At 66.5% G+C, this 19,050-nt stretch carries 18 protein-coding genes and 1 pseudogene; 11 read left to right on the top strand and 8 right to left on the bottom strand.

Annotated elements, in window-relative coordinates; genetic code table 11:
- The first annotated feature begins 43 nt into the window (after window positions 1-43).
- Entirely contained in the window at window positions 44-2,425 is a 2,382-nt protein-coding gene (pbpC, locus tag AC3ITW_RS16585; RefSeq protein ID WP_489389741.1) for a penicillin-binding protein 1C, read from the top strand.
- A 113-nt stretch (window positions 2,426-2,538) separates the two neighbouring features.
- Here the strand turns inward: pbpC and AC3ITW_RS16580 are convergent, their stop codons facing one another.
- Together AC3ITW_RS16580 and AC3ITW_RS16575 are read right to left on the bottom strand one after the other, a co-directional pair.
- Complete coding sequence (locus AC3ITW_RS16580; protein ID WP_006383829.1) at window positions 2,539-3,114, bottom strand: ferritin-like domain-containing protein; 576 nt, start codon at window positions 3,112-3,114, stop codon at window positions 2,539-2,541.
- A 29-nt stretch (window positions 3,115-3,143) separates the two neighbouring features.
- A complete protein-coding gene (locus tag AC3ITW_RS16575) occupies window positions 3,144-3,626 on the bottom strand; it encodes a peroxiredoxin (RefSeq protein WP_006383828.1) in 483 nt (160 codons plus the stop codon).
- Between the two features lie 261 nt (window positions 3,627-3,887).
- On the opposite strand from AC3ITW_RS16575, the gene AC3ITW_RS16570 reads away from it, so the two are divergent.
- Window positions 3,888-4,775 carry a DnaJ C-terminal domain-containing protein gene (locus tag AC3ITW_RS16570; RefSeq protein ID WP_006383827.1) on the top strand — a complete coding sequence of 296 codons (888 nt, stop codon included), beginning with the start codon at window positions 3,888-3,890 and terminating at the stop codon, window positions 4,773-4,775.
- A gap of 88 nt (window positions 4,776-4,863) precedes the next feature.
- Here the strand turns inward: AC3ITW_RS16570 and pilH are convergent, their stop codons facing one another.
- Both pilH and AC3ITW_RS16560 read right to left on the bottom strand, forming a co-directional pair.
- Window positions 4,864-5,235: a twitching motility response regulator PilH gene (gene pilH / locus AC3ITW_RS16565; RefSeq protein WP_005410644.1), complete on the bottom strand. Its 372-nt coding sequence runs from the start codon at window positions 5,233-5,235 to the stop codon at window positions 4,864-4,866.
- Between the two features lie 88 nt (window positions 5,236-5,323).
- Entirely contained in the window at window positions 5,324-6,319 is a 996-nt protein-coding gene (locus tag AC3ITW_RS16560) for a YhdH/YhfP family quinone oxidoreductase (protein ID WP_489389740.1), read from the bottom strand.
- A gap of 153 nt (window positions 6,320-6,472) precedes the next feature.
- Between AC3ITW_RS16560 and hflK the strand changes: the two genes are divergently transcribed.
- From hflK to AC3ITW_RS16535, 5 genes are all read left to right on the top strand, one after another.
- Entirely contained in the window at window positions 6,473-7,606 is a 1,134-nt protein-coding gene (gene hflK, locus AC3ITW_RS16555) for an FtsH protease activity modulator HflK (protein ID WP_006383788.1), read from the top strand.
- Window positions 7,603-8,466, top strand: coding sequence for a protease modulator HflC (hflC, locus tag AC3ITW_RS16550; protein WP_006383787.1), 864 nt, complete (start codon window positions 7,603-7,605; stop codon window positions 8,464-8,466). Before hflK ends, hflC begins: the two co-directional genes overlap by 4 nt.
- Window positions 8,467-8,533: 67 nt before the next feature.
- Window positions 8,534-8,719, top strand: coding sequence for a DUF2065 domain-containing protein (locus AC3ITW_RS16545; RefSeq protein WP_005410640.1), 186 nt, complete (start codon window positions 8,534-8,536; stop codon window positions 8,717-8,719).
- A gap of 356 nt (window positions 8,720-9,075) precedes the next feature.
- Window positions 9,076-10,368, top strand: coding sequence for an adenylosuccinate synthase (locus AC3ITW_RS16540; RefSeq protein WP_006383668.1), 1,293 nt, complete (start codon window positions 9,076-9,078; stop codon window positions 10,366-10,368).
- A gap of 117 nt (window positions 10,369-10,485) precedes the next feature.
- A complete protein-coding gene (locus AC3ITW_RS16535) occupies window positions 10,486-11,154 on the top strand; it encodes a hypothetical protein (RefSeq protein ID WP_100435100.1) in 669 nt (222 codons plus the stop codon).
- On the opposite strand, the gene AC3ITW_RS16530 is transcribed toward AC3ITW_RS16535, so the two are convergent.
- Window positions 11,090-11,764 carry a M23 family metallopeptidase gene (locus AC3ITW_RS16530; RefSeq protein ID WP_100435099.1) on the bottom strand — a complete coding sequence of 225 codons (675 nt, stop codon included), beginning with the start codon at window positions 11,762-11,764 and terminating at the stop codon, window positions 11,090-11,092. The two genes, AC3ITW_RS16535 and AC3ITW_RS16530, sit on opposite strands and share 65 nt — an antisense overlap.
- A gap of 4 nt (window positions 11,765-11,768) precedes the next feature.
- Window positions 11,769-12,731 carry a L,D-transpeptidase family protein gene (locus AC3ITW_RS16525; RefSeq protein ID WP_006383614.1) on the bottom strand — a complete coding sequence of 321 codons (963 nt, stop codon included), beginning with the start codon at window positions 12,729-12,731 and terminating at the stop codon, window positions 11,769-11,771.
- A gap of 235 nt (window positions 12,732-12,966) precedes the next feature.
- Here AC3ITW_RS16525 and AC3ITW_RS16520 point away from each other — a divergent pair, with 235 nt between their 5' ends.
- Window positions 12,967-15,090 (top strand): methyl-accepting chemotaxis protein, encoded by a 2,124-nt coding sequence (locus AC3ITW_RS16520; RefSeq protein ID WP_100435098.1) that lies wholly within the window; start codon window positions 12,967-12,969, stop codon window positions 15,088-15,090.
- Window positions 15,091-15,139: 49 nt separating this feature from the next.
- Here AC3ITW_RS16520 and AC3ITW_RS16515 read toward each other — a convergent pair whose 3' ends face one another.
- Together AC3ITW_RS16515 and AC3ITW_RS16510 are read right to left on the bottom strand one after the other, a co-directional pair.
- The gene (locus tag AC3ITW_RS16515; RefSeq protein WP_100435097.1) at window positions 15,140-15,763 is read right to left on the bottom strand and encodes a hypothetical protein; all 624 of its coding nucleotides are present in this window, start codon (window positions 15,761-15,763) and stop codon (window positions 15,140-15,142) included.
- Window positions 15,764-15,957: 194 nt separating this feature from the next.
- Window positions 15,958-16,176: pseudogene (locus tag AC3ITW_RS16510) on the bottom strand (hypothetical protein); the annotation flags it as partial.
- A gap of 107 nt (window positions 16,177-16,283) precedes the next feature.
- Here AC3ITW_RS16510 and AC3ITW_RS16505 point away from each other — a divergent pair.
- The 3 genes from AC3ITW_RS16505 (at window position 16,284) to AC3ITW_RS16495 (ending at window position 18,973) form a co-directional block, all read left to right on the top strand.
- Window positions 16,284-17,006 carry an AraC family transcriptional regulator gene (locus AC3ITW_RS16505; protein ID WP_012511827.1) on the top strand — a complete coding sequence of 241 codons (723 nt, stop codon included), beginning with the start codon at window positions 16,284-16,286 and terminating at the stop codon, window positions 17,004-17,006.
- Between the two features lie 82 nt (window positions 17,007-17,088).
- Window positions 17,089-18,456: an amino acid permease gene (locus AC3ITW_RS16500; protein ID WP_100435096.1), complete on the top strand. Its 1,368-nt coding sequence runs from the start codon at window positions 17,089-17,091 to the stop codon at window positions 18,454-18,456.
- Between the two features lie 106 nt (window positions 18,457-18,562).
- Window positions 18,563-18,973 carry a VOC family protein gene (locus AC3ITW_RS16495; protein WP_005410627.1) on the top strand — a complete coding sequence of 137 codons (411 nt, stop codon included), beginning with the start codon at window positions 18,563-18,565 and terminating at the stop codon, window positions 18,971-18,973.
- Window positions 18,974-19,050: the final 77 nt, after the last annotated feature.

Below are 19,050 nucleotides of genomic sequence, written 5' to 3'. Positions count from 1 at the left end.
GCGCGGCCCGTCCCGCTGGCAAGCTCCAATCCGGCACGCTGCAATGAAGAAGACGATGTCGATCCGGCTGGCGGCCCTGCGCCGCCGGTTGCGGCCGCTGTGGCCGTGGCTGCGCTGGGGCACGGCCGCCACGCTGGCGCTGCTGCTGGTGCTGGATTTCGCCTTCCCGCCGCCGCTGCCGAAGCAGCGCGATACCAGCACCCTGGTGGTCGCTGCCGACGGTACGCCGCTGCGTGCGTTCGCCGATGCCGAGGGCGTGTGGCGCTATCCGGCATCGATCGACAGCGTCTCGCCGCTGTACCTGCAGGCGCTGCTGACCTACGAAGACCGCTGGTTCTGGCGCCATCCGGGTATCAACCCGCTGGCCATCCTGCGTGCCAGCGGCCAGCTGCTGCGCGGTGGTCGCATCGTTTCCGGCGGCTCGACCCTGACCATGCAGGTCGCGCGCATCCTCGACCCGCATACGCGCACGCCCTGGGGAAAGCTCAAGCAGATGCTGCGCGCGGTGCAGCTGGAAGTGCATCTGAGCAAGCAGCAGATCCTGGCCCTGTATCTGGAGCGCGCGCCCTACGGTGGCACCATCGAGGGCGTGGAAGCGGCCAGCTGGGCCTATCTGGGCAAGCCGGCGGCGCAGCTGTCACATGCCGAGGCCGCCTTGCTGGCGGTATTGCCACAGGCACCGAGCCGGCTGCGCCCAGACCGCCACCCGGAAGCCGCGCAGAAAGCGCGCGACAAGGTGCTGTCACGCATGGCCGAACTGGGCGCGTGGACGCCGGAAGAAGTGCAGGACGCGCGTATCGAGAACGTGGTGGCGCGCTCGCTGCGGCCGCCGCTGCATGCCGCATTGCTTGCGCAGCGACTGCATTCGGCGCATCCAGGACAGGCGCGCATCCAGAGCAGCATCGACATCGGCCTGCAGCGCACGCTGGAAGAGCGCGTGGCCAGCTATTTCTCGACGCTGCCCGAGCGTACTTCGGCGGCCTTGCTGGTGGTCGACAACCAGACCCTGCAGGCGCGTGCCTACGTCGGTACGTTGTCCTTTGGTGACCGCCAGCGGCTCGGCCACGTCGACATGGTGCAGGCCTGGCGGTCGCCGGGCTCCACGCTCAAGCCGTTCCTGTATGCGATGGCGCTGGACGATGGCCTGATCCATTCGGAAAGCCTGCTGGTCGATGCGCCACAGAGTTTCGGCAGCTACCGCCCCGGCAACTTCGACATGGCCTTCAATGGGCCGATCGGCGCGTGCAGTGCGTTGCGCCTGTCGCTCAACGTGCCCTCGGTGGACCTGCTGCAGCGGGTCGGGGCCGCGCGCTTTGCTGCACGGCTTTCGCACTCCGGCATCCAGCTGCGCTTCCCGCCGGGCAGCACGCCCAACCTGTCTTTGATTCTGGGCGGCACCGGTGCGCGGCTGGAAGATCTGGTCGGCGCGTTCGCGGCGCTCAACCGCAACGGCATTGCCGGACGTGTGCGCTACACCGATGACGAACCGATGATCGAGCGGCGCCTGGCCTCGCCGGGCGCAAGCTGGATCGTGCGCGAAATGCTGGAATCGAACCCGCGTCCAGGCTACAGCGCTGGCACCTTCGATGTAGGCGGTCGCCCGCGCGTAGCCTGGAAGACCGGCACCAGCTATGGCTATCGCGATGCGTGGGCGATTGGCAGCACCCGCCACTACACGGTAGGCGTGTGGGTGGGCCGACCGGACGGCACGCCGTTGCCGGGCCAGTACGGCGCGGTCACTGCACTGCCGCTGATGTTCGAAGTGGTCGACAGCCTGCCGCGCCAGCGTGGCGATTCCGCTGCTGCGCCGATGCCGGCCAGTGTCAGCCAGGAAGACATCTGCTGGCCGACCGGCGAACGTGCCGAGGGGCTGCCCGCGGCACTGTGCCAGCGGCGGATGTCGGCCTACCTGCTGGACGGCGCAGCACCACCGACCTTCCCCGAGCGCGAGGCGCGGCGCTGGCAGCCGGGCCGGCAGCGTTACCTGGCCGATGCGCGGACCGGTCTGCGTGTATCTGCTGATTGCCGTTTGCCGCATGAGGAAGTCGCGCGTGAGATCGCGCGCTGGCCGGCGCTGTTGTCGCCATGGTTACCCAAGGCCACGCGCGAGGCCTCGCAGTTGCCAGCGCTGTCACCGGATTGCCGCGAAGACGGACGCGATGCCAGCGTGGCGCTGCACATCGACGGTCTCAACAACGGCGCTACCCTGGCGCGCGCACCCAATGCCGAACATGGCGTGCGCCTGCAACTGCGCGCGCTGGGCAGCGAGCAGGCAGTGGACTGGTTGCTGGATGGACGCTGGATCGCACAGACCCACGGCGCGCAGTTGATGCAGCGCGAGTTCGCCGATCCGGGCGCACACACTTTGACCGCGCTGGCGGCCGATGGCGCGTGGACGCAGGTGCGGTTCAACGTTCTCAGGTAGATGCCGACCTTGGTCGGCACTCGGTCCAGCGCCAACAACACCTTTGTGCTCTGGTAGGTGCCAACCTTGGTTGGCACGCGGCGAAGCGCCCACCAAGGTGGGCATCTACCGGATCATTCCCCGATCCACCCATCCAGCAGGTCGGCGAATTCGTCGGCGTGTTCCTCTTCCTGCGCGAGGATCTCTTCAAGGACGCGCTTGGTGGTGGTATCGCGGTCGCCGATGAAGTTGATCATCTCGCGGTAGCTGTCGATGGCGATGCGTTCGGCCACCAGATTCTCGCGGACCATGTCGCGCAGGTCGCTGCCTTCCTTGTACTCGGCATGCGAGCGCGCGGTCAGCGTGTCGGGGTTGAAGTCCGGCTCGCCGCCGAGCTGGACGATGCGCTCGGCCAGCTTGCCGGCGTGCGCCTGTTCCTGCTGTGCATGCTCGAGGAATTCGGCTTTCACCGCGTCGGCCAACATGCCCTTGGCCATGAAGTAGTGCCGGTAGTAGCGCAGCACGCATACGTACTCGGTGGCCAGTGCATCGTTGAGCAGCTTGATCACGACCTTGCGGTCGGCGCTGTAGCTGTCGGTGATCGCCCCGTCTTCGATGTTGCGCCGCGCGCGTTCGCGCAGGGTCTTGCGGTCACTGATGCCGGGCACCTTTGCGGCAGGCTTTGCGGCTTTGGCTGGCTTGGTGGACATGGCTGGCCGTTTCCTCTTGCGGTGAAAGATCAGGTTGGCAGATGCTCCAGCACGTACTCGGCCGAAGACACCTCGAACTGGCCGGGCTGCTCGATCCAGGCCGCGCGCACCACGCCGTCGACCACGTACAGGGCAAAGCGGCGCGAACGGATGCCCATGCCCGAGGCGCTGGCATCGAGTTCCAGGCCGAGCGCGCGGGTCAGTTCGGCGTTGCCGTCGGACAGCATCATCAGGCCGGCGGGCACGTCCTGTTCGGCCGCCCAAGCCTTCATCACGAACGGGTCGTTGACTGCCACGCAGTAGACGTCGATACCGCGCTGACGGAACGCCTCGAACTTTTCGACGTAGCCGGGCAGGTGGCGCGCCGAGCAGGTCGGGGTGAACGCGCCGGGCACGGCGAACAGCACCACCTTGCGCGCGTCGAACAGCGAATGCGTATCGAGCGTTTCGATGCCCTCGCGGATGCGCTTGAGGGTCACTTCCGGAATGCGGTCGCCGACATGGATGGTCATGGGGAACTCCTTGCTGGGGCAGGCTAGTGGGCCGGATGGGACAGGGGCGTCAAGACATTGGAAAACCCGTGTGCAGGCCCCATCTTCAGGCTTTGCGGCAGGGGCTTCCAGCCACAGCGTGGCGCATGGGGATGGCAGCCGCATTGCGCAGGATCAGTCGGCCTCACCGGGGCCGCACGAGGGGCGGCGTAGCATCGCCGGCGCGTAGAATGAACCCGGGGCGGCGCCACCGGCGCGGCCGAAGCAGATCGAGGTAGCTGGATGGAATTCAAGGATTACTACGCCACCCTGGGGGTGGAACCGAGCGCGGGCGAGGCGGAAATCAAGACCGCCTACCGCCGGCTGGCACGCAAGTACCACCCGGACGTCAGCAAGGAGGCCGGGGCCGAAGACAAGTTCAAGGCGGTCAACGAGGCCTACGAGGCGCTGCGTGACCCGGAGAAGCGCGCGGCCTACGACCAGCTGCGCGCACAGGGCTATCGCCCGGGCGAGGAATTCAACGTACCGCCGAACTACGGTGGTGCCGGTGGCTTCAACTTCGAGGAAGTGTTCGGCGGTGGCGGCCCCAATGGCGGCTTCAGTGACTTCTTCGAGAGCCTGTTCGCGCGCCAGCGTGGCGGTGCCGGTCCGGGGCCGGGTTTCAGCAGCCAGGGCCATGCGCCCAATCGTGATACCCGCGCCAAGCTGTCGGTGCCGCTGGAAGCGGCCTACAGCGGCGACAGCCTGCGCATCACGGTCAACGGCAAGCAGCTGGATGTACGCGTGCCCAAGGGTATCCGCCCGGGCCAGGTGATCCGGCTGGCCGGGCAGGGCAACCATGGCGGTAACCTGCTGCTGGAAGTGGAATACGCCGCCCACCCGCAGTTCGAGGTCGATGGCCGCAACATCCTCTACACGCTGCCGGTCACGCCGTGGCAGGCCGCGCTGGGTACGAGCATCAGCGTGCCGACCCTGGGTGGAGCGGTGGAATTGAAGATTCCGGCCGATTCCGATGCCGGCCGCAAGCTGCGCCTGCGTGGCCGTGGGCTGCCAGGCAGCCCGGATGGCGACCAGATTGTTGAAATCGAGATCGTGGCCCCGGCCGCGACCGACGAGGCGCAGAAGAAGGCCTACCGCAATCTGGCCAAGGCGTTCGGCGAGACCATTTGAAGGTAGTGCCGGCCGCTGGCCGGCAACTTCATTGCCCGGGACGGTGATGCGTGGTTGCCGGCCAGCGGCCGGCACTACCGCGCGTGTCTCAGCCCTGCCCGGCGAAAACCCGCTCCAGCACCTCGGACAGCTCGTCTTCCGAGAACGGCTTGGTGATGTAGGCCTTGGCGCCCTGGCGCATGCCCCACATGCGGTCGGTGTCCTGGTCCTTGGTGGTCACCAGGATCACCGGGATGTGCCGGGTCGCCTCGTCGCGGGCAAGCGTGCGGGTGGCCTGGAAGCCATTGAGGTTGGGCATCACCACGTCCATCAGGACCAGGTCGGGCAGCTCGGCCTTGGCGGTTTCGACCCCGGCGGCGCCATCGGTGGCGGTCAGGATCTGGTGCCCGAGCTTCTCGACGATGCGCTGTATCCCCAACAGCTGCGACGGTGAGTCGTCGACGATCAGAATGCGTGCCATGTTGTTCCCCATGTAATGCCCGCAGTGTAGTGCGGGCTCATTACCGGTGGGAGGGCCGCATCTGCCGTCCGTCGCCTGCCTGCAACGTTCAGTCGATCCGCACCACGGTGCGGCCCAGCGAACCGCCGGCCAGCATCCGCTCGAACACCGCCGGCAGGCCGTCCAGGCCGACTTCGGCGGTACAGATGCGGTCCAGGTGTTGCGGCTTCCACTCATTGCCCAGCCGCGCCCACACTGCTTCGCGCAGCCCGCGCGGTGCGTTGGCCGAGGACACGCCCAGCAGTGACACGCCGCGCAGGATGAACGGCATCACCGTCATGTCCAGTTTCGGGCTCGCCGCGAGGCCGGCGCTGACCACGCTGCCATAGGGCACGGTCTGCGCCAGCAGGCTGGCCAGCATGTCGCCTCCGGCATTGTCGAGGCCCCCGCCGAAGCGGGCCGACTGCAGTGGGCCGGTATCGGCCAACGCCGAGCGTGGCAGCACCTCGGCGGCGCCGATGCCGCGCAGGAAGTCCGACTGCTCAGGCTTGCCACTGACCGCGTGCACCGTGTAGCCGGCACGGCTGAAGATGGACAGCGCCAGCGCGCCCACACCGCCGCTGGCGCCGGTGACTGCCAGCGGGCCGAGCTCCGGGGTCTGCCGGTTGTCCTGCAGGCGCAGCAGGGCCAACGCTGCCGTGAAGCCGGCGGTGCCCAGCACCATCGCCTCGCGCGAGCTCAGCCCGGCCGGCTGTGCGATCACCGCGCTCGATTCCAGCCGCACGTACTGGCTGTAGCCCCCATCCCGGGTTTCGCTGAGGCCGCAGCCGGTGGCCAGTACCGCATCGCCTTCACGCCAGGCCGGGTCGGTGGATGCCACCACGGTGCCGGCCACATCGATCCCGCCGACCAGCGGGAAACGGCGCAGGATCCTGCCCTTGCCGGTGCCCGCCAGCGCGTCCTTGTAGTTGACCGAAGACCACTGGGCGCGGATCAGCACCTGGCCGGGGTTGAGGTCGTCGACAGTGATCTGGGCCAGGCCGGCGCGGTAACCGGCATCGTCATTTTCGATGCGGAAGGCGGTAAACGGGGTGGTGGGGGCCATCGGCGCTGCCTGACTTCGAGGAAAACGCCACCTTACCCCGTCGAGCCCCTTTCAATCCTGCCGGTCCGCCCCATCTTGTATGATCGGTAATGGTTTCACGGCTGGCGTTGCGGGAAGGGCCCGCGCCGCAGCCCAAATCTTGATGGAGCGTGCATGGCCTGGAATACACCCGGCGGCAACAAGGGCGGACAAGGCCCCGAGGACAAGCGACGTGGGCCTTTCGGCACGCGCGGCGGTGGCAATGGCGGTGGCTGGGGCGGACTGCCCGGGCCGCTGAAGGATCTGTTCGACGGTGGCATCCTGCGTTGGGTGGCGGCAGCGGTGGTGTTGCTGGTGCTGTTCTCCAGCTTCCAGCTGATCGGCGAACAACAGCGTGGCGTGGTGCTGCGCTTCGGCCAGTTCTCGCGCATCCTCACCCCAGGTCCGAACTTCAAGTTGCCGTGGCCGATCGAATCGGTCACCAAGGTCAACGCCACCGAGATCAAGACGTTCTCGATCCAGGTGCCGGTGCTGACCCGCGACGAGAACATCGTCAACGTCTCGCTGAACGTCCAGTACCGCATCGACGACCCGCAGCAGTACCTGTTCGGCACGGTTGATGCCAACCAGGTGCTGGAGCAGTCGGCGCAGAGCGCGGTGCGCGAGGAAGTCGGCCGTGCCGACCTCAACGCGGTACTGAACAACCGTGGCCCGCTGGCCGTGGCCGCCGAGGAGCGCCTGCAGGCGCTGCTGAAGGCGTTCAAGACCGGCCTGACCGTGACCGGCCTGACCCTGCAGGACGCCCGTCCGCCGGAGGAAGTGAAGCCGGCCTTCGACGAGGTCAACGGTGCCCAGCAGGTCAAGGAACGCCTGATCAACGAAGCCCAGGCCTATGCCGCCAAGGTCGTGCCGGAAGCCCGAGGCCAGGCCTCGCGTGCCCGTACCACTGCCGAAGGCTACAAGCAGGCCGTGGTGTCCAAGGCCGAGGGTGACGCGCAGCGCTTCAGCCTGCTGCAGGCCCAGTACAAGGACGCCCCGGAAGTGACCCGCAAGCGCCTGTGGCTGGAGACCGTGCAGCAGGTGTTGAGCGAGAACCGCAAGGTGATCGGTGGCGATGGCCGCCAGCTGATCTATGTGCCGATGACCGGCGATACCCGTCCCACTACCTCGGCCCCGCCGGGGGTGACCAATCCGGAGGTGGTGATGCCGTCGCTGCCGGGTGCAGCGGTGGAAGCTTCCCGTGATCCGGGCCGGCCGGTGGGCCGCCCGACCGGGCGACCGAGCGGCCGTGAGGAGGGCAGCCGATGAAGAGTCCTATCTGGATCGCCGTGATCGTGGCGGTGGTGCTGGGCCTGCTCGGCTCGGTGTACGTGGTCCGTGAGGACCAGACCGCCATGGTCCTGAACCTGGGCAAGGTGGTGCGTTCGGACATCAAGCCGGGCCTGCACTTCAAGGTGCCGGTGGTGGAAACGGTGAAGGTCTTCGACCGCCGCTTCCAGGTGCTCGACACCGCCCCGGCGCGCTACTTCACCGCCGAGCAGAAGGACGTCAGCGTCGACTTCTTCGCCATCGGCTACATCTCCAACGTGGGTGACTACTTCCGTGCCACCGGTGGCGATCCGCGCGTGGCCAACGCCCGCCTGGCCCCGATCATCACCGACTCGCTGCGCAACCAGATCAACTCGCGCACCCTGCAGCAGCTGGTCTCCGGCGACCGCAGCGAGCTGATCGCCGAGCAGCTGAAGGGGATCAACGAGGCCGTGGCCGGGCTGGGCATGCAGATGATCGACCTGCGCATCAAGCAGGTGGACCTGCCGACCGACAGCCAGGTGATCAACGACGTGTACGAGCGCATGCGCGCCCAGCGCAAGCAGGAAGCCGCCAAGCTGCGCGCGGAGGGCGAGGAGCAGTCGCTGACCATCCGCGCCCAGGCCGACCGTGACAGCACCGTGCTGATCGCTGAAGCTGAGCGTGATGCGCAGCGCCTGCGCGGTGAAGGCGATGCCGATGCGGCGCGCATCTACGGCAAGGCCGGCTCGGCCGATCCGTCGTTCTATGCGTTCTACCGCAGCCTGGAGGCCTACCGTGGCTCCATGACCGACGGCAACGGCGTGATCGTGCTCGACAAGAACGACCCGTTCCTGCAGTACCTGAAGAACGACCGCTGAGGTCGCAGGGCAGTACCCCGCGGGGCCCGGCCAGATGCCGGGCCCCGTGCTTTTTCCGGAGTCCCCCATGAAAGATCTGTTCGCCGCCGTCTGCCTGGTGGCGGTGCTGGAAGGCCTGTTCCTGTTCGTCGCTCCGTTCGCCTGGAAGCGCATGGCCGAGCGCCTGCTGGACCTGCCCAGCCCGGCCCTGCGCAGCTTCGGCGGGCTGGTGCTGCTGGCCGGCCTGAGCCTGCTGTGGTGGGCGCGTCATTGAAAGGGTAGTGCCGGCCAGCGGCCGGCACTACCGGGAGGCGTCTGACTGGCCGGCACATGCGTGGCCCGGCTCTGGTAGATGCCAACCTTGGTTGGCATTGCCGGCCAGCGGCCGGCACCACCGGGCGGGGCGCCTGACCGGCCGGTGAAGCCGCCTGTCGGAAAGGTGGCACCGGCCCCCGGAAACCCGGATAATGCACAAAAGCCGGACGGGCCTCCCCGTTCGGCTTTTTCTGTGTCTGGGCCTTCCATCGCCGGCTGCTCCCCGTTTGGAGCCGCCATCCAGGTGCTGGCCAGCCCCGCCACGGTTTACCCGTCCGCGGCCCCGATGGCCGCTACAAAATCGAGGAGCCCGTCATGGGTCAGTCTGTCGTAGTGTTGGGTGCCCAGTGGGGCGATGAAGGCAAGGGCAAGATCGTCGATCTGCTCACTGAGGAAATCGGCGCCGTCGTGCGCTTCCAGGGCGGCCACAATGCCGGCCACACCCTGGTCATCAACGGTAAGAAGACCGTCCTGCACCTGATCCCGTCGGGCATCCTGCGTGATGACGCGCTGTGCCTGATCGGCAACGGCGTGGTGATCTCGCCGGCCGCACTGCAGAAGGAAATCGCCGAGCTGGAAACCTCCGGCGTGGAAGTGCGTTCGCGCCTGAAGATCTCCCCGGCCGCGCCGCTGATCATGCCGTACCACATCGCCCTGGACCAGGCGCGCGAACGCGCTGCCGGTGGCAAGGCGATCGGCACCACCGGTCGCGGCATCGGCCCGGCCTACGAAGACAAGGTGGCGCGCCGCGGCATCCGCATCGCCGACCTGCACTACCCGAAGCAGCTGGAAGAGCTCCTGCGCACCGCGCTGGACTACCACAACTTCGTGCTCACCAATTACCTGAAGACCGACGCCGTCGATTTCCAGAAGACCTTCGATGAAGCACTGGCCTTCGGCGAGTACGTGCAGCCGATGAAGTCCGACGTGGCCGGCATCCTGCACGACCTGCGCAAGCAGGGTAAGCGCGTGCTGTTCGAAGGCGCGCAGGGTGCGCTGCTGGACATCGACCACGGCACCTACCCGTACGTCACCAGCTCCAACACCACCGTGGGTGGTGCGCTGGCTGGTGCCGGCGTGGGCGCAGATTCGATCGACTACGTGCTGGGCATCGCCAAGGCCTACGCCACCCGCGTGGGCGGTGGTCCGTTCCCGACCGAGCTGGACGACGAAATCGGCCAGGGCATCCGTGACCGCGGTGCCGAGTACGGTGCCTCGACCGGCCGTCCGCGTCGTTGCGGCTGGATGGACATCGTTGCGCTGAAGCGCGCCGTGGCCATCAATGGCATCAGCGGCCTGTGCATCACCAAGCTGGACGTGCTGGATGGCATGGAAAAGCTGAAGGTCTGCATCGCCTACGAATACAACGGCAAGCGCACCGAGTACGCGCCGCTGGACGCGCAGGGCTGGGAAGAGTGCACCCCCGTGTACCTGGAGTTCCCGGGCTGGACCGAGAACACCCACGGCATCACCAACTGGGACGACCTGCCGCCGGCCGCACGTGCCTACCTGCGTTCGCTGGAAGAGCTGGCCGGTTGCCCGATCAGCATCGTCTCCACCGGCCCGGACCGCGACCACACCATGGTCCTGCAGGATCCGTTCGCCTGAGGTAGCGCCGGGCGCTGCCCGGCGTAGGTGACAGGAAGAGCCCCGCGAAAGCGGGGCTTTTTCGTTACTGTGTCGGCACGGCCAGCAGGGAGGTGACGTGATGACCTGGATGTCAGCGTGAAGGGCGTAACGGTGGTGCGGATCACCCTGTGGGTGCTGTGGAGCCTGTGGACGCTTGCCTGCGCGGTGCTGGTGCTGGGCGCGATCGCCAACCACATTGCCTCACGCACGCAGGTGCTGCCTCTGGTGCTGAGCCCGGGTGCGACGGCTGAGGTCACGGTCTACCGCTTCATTGATGACCAATTGCGGCTGCGCCTGCGTTACGCGGATGACGGTACTGCCACGACGATCGATCCTGAGGTGCGCCTGCTCGCGGAAACCCCGACAGATCAGGCCGACTTCCGCGCCGAAACGCGTTCGGGCGTGCCGGGTTCCGGCATCACCCGCGCGCTCGAATCGGTTGAGCCTGCTGGATTTGCCGCCTCGTACTTCGGCTATGGCCGGGGGGATGCGCTGCCGCGCGGGCGTTCGTGGCTGCGGGTGACCGTTCTGGAGGTCGAGCCCGCGCTGGCGGGGCGCGTGGCCTCGGTGGAACTGCTGCCACCGATGGACGTATTGAAGCTGACCGACCTGGACTACGTGTGGCTGTGGCCGTTCTTCTTCTGGAAGGTGGCCGCGTTGTTCCTTCTGATTCCGGGCGCTGCCCTGGTGGCATTCACCATCACCTTGCGGCGCTGGCAGCGTCGGGCATCGAAGCAGCCGATTTCAGTAGCGAATACGGATTGATCGATTCGCCCTTCCACCACTGCTTTTCCGGGCCCAGCACGTGCACCTCAAAGTGCAGGTGCGGCGCATCGTCACTGGCATTGCCTGTGCTGCCCACGTAACCGATCACCTCTCCGCGCTTGATCACCTGCTTCTCCGCCAGGCCATCGGCGTAGCGCTGCAGATGCGCGTAGTAGTAGCACCAGCGCCCGCTGGGCTCGAACTGGTAGATCGTCAAGCCGCCGCGCTCGCTGTCGAACAGTTTTTCCACCGTTCCATCGGCCACCGCCAGCACCGGCGTACCGGTATCGGCCATGATGTCGATGGCATCGTGCACGCGGCCTTCGCTGCGTGCATCGGTGAACGTATCGCGCAGCTGGGAGGTCAGGATGCCCTGCACCGGCAGCAGCAGACCAGACGGCGCATCCGCAGCCTGCGCGACTGACGGCGCGACCCTGGCGGCAGGGGCGGTTGCGGGTGGCGCTACAGATTCCTTCGCCGGCGCCGCAGTCACTGCCGGCTGCGCTTCCGGCAGCGGGGCGGGTACTGGATCACCCGCATCGCGGTGCAGCCACCAGCCTGCACCCAGCCCCAGCAGAACGCCAAGCACGATCAGTTGCGAAAGGCGCATCGGCTCACTCCTGCATCACCACGGGTACCGAGGTATCCACGGCATCGGCCACGCGCAGCGCATCCCAGTTGGTCATGCGCACGCAGCCATGCGATTCGGTCTTGCCCACATGGCCGGGTTCGGGCGTGCCATGCAGGCCGTAATGCGGCTTGGACAGATCGATCCAGACCCGCCCGACCGGATTGTTCGGACCCGGTGGCAGGGTGGCCTTCTTTTCGCCCTTGCGGGCATCCCAGAACAGCTTCGGGTTGTAGTGGAACGGCGGATCCCGGTACATGCCCAGAATCTTCCATTCGCCGATCGGCAACGGGTCGTGCTGGCTGCCGGACGACACCGGCACCTGTGCAATCACCTTGCCCTGCGCATCGAGCAACTGCAGCGTGGAGTCGGATTTGTCGACCACGATCTTCGCCGCCTTCGGCAATGACGCCGGGGCGATGTTGGGTACCTGGATGCGGCTGCCTGCCTTGGCCAGATCTATGCCCGGATTGAGCGCCTTCAGCAGCTCAGGGGAGGAGTGGAAACGTTCGCCCAGGGCTTCTTCCACACTGCCGTAGCCCAGCGATTTGAGCTTGGCCTGGGCGGCGGGTCCTTTCGGTATGGGCTGGAACGGGCCGGCGACATCCTCAGCAGTCAGCGTGTAGCTGACCAGCGGCGCGATCGTATCGGCCTGCAGAGCTTTCCAGGTAGCGTCATCCAGTTCACCGGTTACGGTCAGCCCATGCGCCGCCTGAAAACCCGACACCGCGCGTCGCTGGTTGCTGCCCACTTCGCCATCGATCTGGCCAGGGGAGAAATTCGCGCGATCCAGCAGCACCTGGGCGTGCAGGGCGGAGCGCGGGGCCACATCCGGCCCGGCTTTCTCGGCAATGGGGGCGGGTAGTTCGGGCGGCGGCGCCTGCGCGAAGGCTGGCGACGCCAGCAGCGAGAGAGCGAGCAGGGTGGATCGGGACACGAGCAAGGGCATTGGGATCTCCAGCAGGTCACGCCACCACCTTGCCCGCAGCAGCCGCCGAGCCACCGTGAAAGGGATCTGATGCCCGCATGAGTAGCCATGGGTATTGCAGCTGTGTCCAGCGCGCAGGTGCTGCTGCGCCGGGGGCTCACCAAGGTGAACGGTGGCCGACGCCGTCGACGGACGGCGATCAAGATTGCCTGCCGGGCCGCCGATAAGGGCACATCCCCCCGTTTTGGATACCCCCATGAACTACTTGAGGAACGTCAGGGTTGCCTGGCGTCTTGGGCTGGGCTTTGGCCTGTTGCTGCTGCTGGTTGCCGCCGTGGTGGCCACCGGCGCCACCGCCAGTGTCGTGCAGAAGCGCGCGATGCAGCAGGTGGTCGACGTCAGCGTGGCCAAGGTGCGCCTGTTGTCGCAGATGCTCGATGCCAATAACCAGATGATGGTGGTGCGCCGCGAGATGCTGATCCGCCAGGGTGAAGACCGTGGCCACGACGAGCAGCGCATCGCTGATCTGGTGAAGCGCTACGAGGCCAGCTGGACCGCCTACCAGGCGCTGCCCAGCGACGCCGACGGCAAGGCCATTGCCGAAACCATCGCCGCCAAGCGTGCCATTGCGCGCCCGCTCAACAAGCAGACCAGCGAACTGATGGAGCAGGGTGACTACCCGGGCGCCGTGGCGCTGACCCTGGGCCCGGTGCAGGAAGCGGCCAATGGCTGGAACAAGGCGCTGTCCGATGGCGTGGACTTTGAGGAGAAGGAAAGCCGTGATGCCGCCGCCGAGGCAATCCGCCTGGGCGAGCGCAGCCTGCTGCAGCTGCTGGTGCTGGGCGGCGTCGCGCTGTTGGTGGGCATCGGTGCCTCGGTGATGATCGGCCGCAGCTTGACCGGTCCGCTGGCCCGCGCGGTGAACCTGGCCGAGCGTCTGTCCAAGGGACAGCTGGACCAGGAGTTCCGCCTTGGTGGCCGCGATGAACTGACTCAGCTGGGTGAAGCCATGGCCAGCGTGCGCCAGAGCGTGCAGGCGGCGATCGGCGCACAGCTGCAGATGGCCGAGCAGCACGAGGCCGGTGCGATCCGCTATCGCATGGACGCCAGCGCCTTCCCCGGTGACTTCGGCCGCATGGTGCAGGCCACCAACAGTCTGGTCGAATCGCACGTGCAGGTGGAGCTGCTGATGGCCGAGGTGATGCAGCGCTACGCCATCGGCGACCTCAGCCGCGACCTGCCGGATTACCCGGGCGAGAAGGGCACGCTGACCCGTACACTGGCCGCAGTGAAGCAGAGCCTGATGGTGATCAACGCGCAGATCGATGAGCTGGCTCGCGCCGCGCGCGCCGGTGATTTCAGCATGCGTGGCGACGCCGCTGCGTTCCAGTATCAGTTCAAGGCGATGGTCGAACATCTCAACGGCATGATGGCCAGTTCGCAGGCCAGCATCGCCGATGTCTCCGACGTGCTGCGCGCGATCTCGCACGGCGACCTGACCGCACGCATGGACGGCGAGTACGACGGAGTGTTCGCGCGCATGCGCGACGATGCCAACACCACCACCGCACAGCTGACCGGCATCGTGCAGGGCATCCAGGTGGCTGCCGACAGCATCAACAACGCGGCGCAGGAATTGGCCGCCGGCAACAACGACCTGTCGCGCCGCACCGAGCAGCAGGCAGCCAATCTGGAAGAGGCTGCTGCATCGATGGAGGAACTGACCTCCACCGTGCGCCAGAACGCCGAGCTGGCGCGTCAGGCCGACAGTGAAGCGCATGCCGCCGGTGCCGCCGTACGCGAGACCGAGCAGGCGATGGCGCAGATGGCATCGGTGATGGGCGAGATCGACCAGTCCTCGGCACGCATCTCGGAAATCTCCACGGTGATCGACGGCATCGCGTTCCAGACCAACATCCTGGCGCTGAATGCTGCAGTGGAAGCCGCGCGTGCAGGCGAGCAGGGCCGTGGTTTTGCCGTGGTTGCCAGCGAAGTGCGCACGCTCGCACAGCGTGCCGGTGTCGCCGCCAAGGAGATCAAGGAACTGATCGAAGACGCCGCTGCCAAGGTGAAGAGTGGCCTGGCAGTGACCGTTGAATCCGAAGCCGCGATCGCGCGCGTGGCACAGGCAAGTTCGCGCACGACCCAGCTGATGAGCGATATCGCTGCGGCCAGCAAGGAACAGGCCGCCGGTATCGAGCAGGTCAACCAGGTGGTGGTGCAGATGGACCAGGTGACCCAGCAGAACGCCGCGCTGGTGGAAGAAGCCACTGCCGCCAGCCGCGCACTGGAAGAACAGGCGCATGCACTGACCACGTCGGTGTCGGTGTTCAAGGTGGAAGGCGCAGCAGCTTCCGCCGTGACGCGTCGCGCAGCCTGAGTGGAAGAGGCTGGCACTGGCATCTGAGCCAGTGCCGGTCGCACACGGATCAGCGCTTGAAAAGGCGTTCGTGCATCCAACCGTCGTTCGTCAGAACGAGTGTTGCCTTGCCTGGGATATCGCCTTCCACCTGCTCGGCAAAGTTCCGGTAGCTGGCCTTCACCGCTTCTGACTTTGCCCAGCTGTCCGCCCCGTCAACCTTGTACCGGAAGTTCACCTGGGACAGTTTTACTCCCATCATGTCGCTGGGCTCGGTGAAGGTATCCACTCCAACCATTGCGAACCTGCCCGTGCAGAATGCGTCCTGCGCAGCCACTGTATCGGCAGCATTGGCGACAAGGAACTTCTTGCCTGTGTCGGTGATCTGGTACTCACCTGCGGGTCGCATCGAGGTCCCAAACATTGATTTGACCTCGGTGTCACGGCGAATGAGCAGTCCGGCATCGACCAAAGCTGCGGCCCGCTTGCGGTTCTGTTCTCCCAGTCGGTCGTCGTCAGCCAAGGTGAAGGGAATCTCGCGAGCAGGAACTGCTGCGCACAGTCCCTTGTTCGTATCCAAGTAGGTCTGGATGGCCTTGCTGAAGTTGCTCTTGCTGGGATCCTTGGCGCTGCCACACGCAGCGAGGACAAGGGTGAGCGCACTGACAGCCAGCGCATGTTTCCTGAGAGACAAGGATGCTTCCTTTCCATTGAAGTGGAAAGAGGGAATATCACGTAGGAGCCCATGCGTGGTGATTTATTGGTCCAAAGATCCAGAAAGCATCCAGGCAGGATTGCTTCAAGAGCCGCGTTTCAATGCTGTCTGATGGCAATGGACGGCCTATTGCGACAATTTTGGTTGCGGGCTCAAACTCAAGACGCGTTATCGGCTGCGCGGGAGCGCGCAGCCCTCTTGGCCGCTGCCTTCTTCGCCGCCTTGCGCCCACTGCCGCTGCGCTTGCCACCGCCATCCTGCTTGTTCACGGTCGCCCATGCTATGCGCTCGGCCGTCCCCTCGCTGGCACCGCGTTCGCGCTCGCTCTCCTCGATGTGCTCGGCCTGGCGCTTCTGCTTTTCGGTATAGGCGGACTTGTCACCGCGGGGCATGGCCGTGTCTCCAGTGGGGGCTGGCCCCCACGGTGGTCCTGGCAGCGTTAAGCGCAAGTCCCGCAAGGGTGATCGCACCGGCAAGGTGCCTCGGCTATGCTTGCCGCATGCGAGTCGAGCCCGCCGACATCGAAGCCCTGTTCGACGCCATCCCGGATGTGCTGTTCTTCATCAAGGACCGGCAGGGGCGTTACACCCACGTCAACCAGACCATGCTGCGGCGGCTGGGCCTGCGCGCGCGCAAGGACGTGATCGGGCGCACCGCGGCTGAGATCTACCCGACCGGCCTCAGTGCGGACTACGTCGACCAGGACGCCCGTGTGCTGTCCGGCGAGGTGATCGAGAACCTGATGGAGCTGCACCTGTTCGCCAACCGCGAACCGGGCTGGTGCCTGACCTGCAAGCGCCCGCTGGTGGTCGACGGGGCGATCGAGGGCCTGATCGGCATTTCCCGCGACCTTGGCCAGAAGGACAGCCTGGGCACGCAGTACGAGCAGCTGCGGCTGGCGCTGGCCCATCTCAACGCGCACTACGCCGAAAACGTGCGCATGCAGACCCTGCTGGACATCACCGGTTTCTCGCTGTCCAAGTTGGAGCGCAGCTTCCGCAAGGTGTTCCAGATGACCCCGCAGCAGGTGCTGACCCGGCTGCGGATCCAGATGGCCATGCACCTGCTGCACGGCGACGACAGCATCGCCTGCATCGGCCAGGCCTGCGGTTTCAGCGACCAGAGTGCCTTCACCCGCAAGTTCAAGGCTGAAACCGGTTTCTCGCCGCGTGCCTACCGCGCCCGTATTGGTGGCAGCGTCGGCGAGCCCGCACTGGCCTGAGCCGCCTGCTGCGCTGTGCCTATCCCCGCGGGCATGGGACAGGGTAAGGTGTCGCCCCTGTAGCCCGCCGCCAGCCCTGCCGATGCCCAACTCGATTCCGACCGCTTCGCCGTCCCGCCTCGGACATTCGCTCAAGCCCCGCCAGCTGATCATGATGGGCCTGGGCAGCGCCATCGGCGCCGGCCTGTTCCTCGGCTCGGGCGTAGGTGTGCAGGCGGCCGGCCCGGCGGTGCTGGTGTCGTATCTGGTCGCTGGTGCGCTGGTGATCATCGTGATGAACGCACTAGGCGAGATGGCGGCGGCCAAACCAACCAGTGGTGCGTTCTCGGTATATGCAGCCGACGCCATGGGCGCTACCGCCGGCGCCACCGTGGGCTGGCTGTGGTGGGTGCAGCTGGTGATCGTGATCGCCGCCGAAGCCGTCGGCGCGGCCGGGCTGCTGGCCTCGGTCTGGCCGGTGATACCGGTGCCGATGGCGGCGTTGGCCTTCATGCTGTTCTTCACCGCGATCAACCTGCTGGGAGTGAAGAACTTCGGCGAGTTCGAATTCTGGTTCGCCATCCTCAAGGTGGCGGCGATCCTGGCCTTCATCGCCATCGGCGTGGCGCTGCTGATGGGGTGGCTGCCGCAGGTGACCTCGCCGGGCCTGAGCAACTTCACCGAACACGGTGGCTTCGCCCCGAAGGGCCTGGCCGGGATCGGTGCGGCGTTGCTGGTTGTCGTTTTTGCCTTCGGTGGCACCGAGATCGTGGCCGTTGCGGCGGCCGAGACCGAAGATCCGGAGCGCAGCATTGCCCGTGCCATTCGTACCGTGGCCTGGCGCATCCTGGTGTTCTACATCGGCTCGCTGAGCGTGATCATCGCCGTGGTGCCGTGGACCAGCGAGGCGCTGAAGTCGCCGTTCGCTGCGGTGCTGGATATCGCCCGCATTCCGGGCGCGGGTACGGCCATCACCCTGATCGCGGTGATCGCGCTGTTGTCGGCGCTCAATGCCAACCTCTACGGCGCCTCGCGCATGATGTACTCGCTGGCGCAGCGCCGCGAAGCCCCGGCCGTGTTGGGCTGGACCGACCCGCGCCAGGTACCGGTGATCGCCGTGCTGGCCAGCGTGCTGTTCGGCTTTGCCGCCACGGTGATGGAACTGCTGTTCCCGGATCGGGTGCTGCCGGTGCTGCTGAACATCGTCGGTTCCACCTGTCTGCTGGTGTGGACGCTGTCGCTGGTTTCGCAGCTGGTGCTGCGCCGCCGTGCCGACCGACTGGGTACCCGCCTGCCGTTCCGCATGGCCGGATTCCCGTGGCTGACCGTCTGTGCGCTGGCGATCCTGGCACTGATCTTCGGCCTGCTGCTGAGCGAAGCGCATACGCGCCTGCAGTTCCTGTCGATGGTGGCGCTGACTGCCACGATCGCCGCCAGCAGCGCCATCGCACGGCGCATGCGCGAGGCGTGATTGATGTCGCCGGGCATGGCCCGGCGCTACCGATACACCCTGCGCACATGCGGCATGCCATCCTGATCGTGTGGGCCGTCACCAGCCCGTCGACCAGGAGTACCGCATGCTGCGCAGTCGCCCCTTCCTGATGTTCACCGGCCAGGCCGAGGCCGCCCTGGCCCTGTACGCCGAAGCCTTCGCCGATTTCCGCCTGCTGGCAATGCAGCGCCATCCGGACGGCGCCGGTGCCGGCGTGCCGGGGCAGGTGCGCCAGGCCATCTTCCTGCTCGGCGGCACCCATTACCTGTGCTTTGACAGCCTGGATGTGCACGATTTCACATTCTCGCCGTCGATCTCGCTGTTCGTGGAGTGTTCGGGCGCCGAGCAGTTCGAGCGTGCCGCGCGGGTGCTGGGCGAGGGGGGCCACTGGTTGATGCCGGTGGGCGACTATGACTTCAGCAATCGCTATGGCTGGGTGCAGGACCGCTTCGGGGTGTCGTGGCAGTTGAGCCTGGGGCAGATGCCGGATCCGTGAAGCGTTCTGCCGCTGCGCTCGCCGGGCATGGCCCGGCGCTACCGGAAAACAAAAACGGCCCGCTTGCGCGGGCCGTT

It is taken from the genome of Stenotrophomonas sp. KH_052 (genome assembly GCF_057838755.1).
Note: the sequence above shows the minus strand (reverse complement) of the source record. Positions and strands in the feature narration are given on the sequence as shown.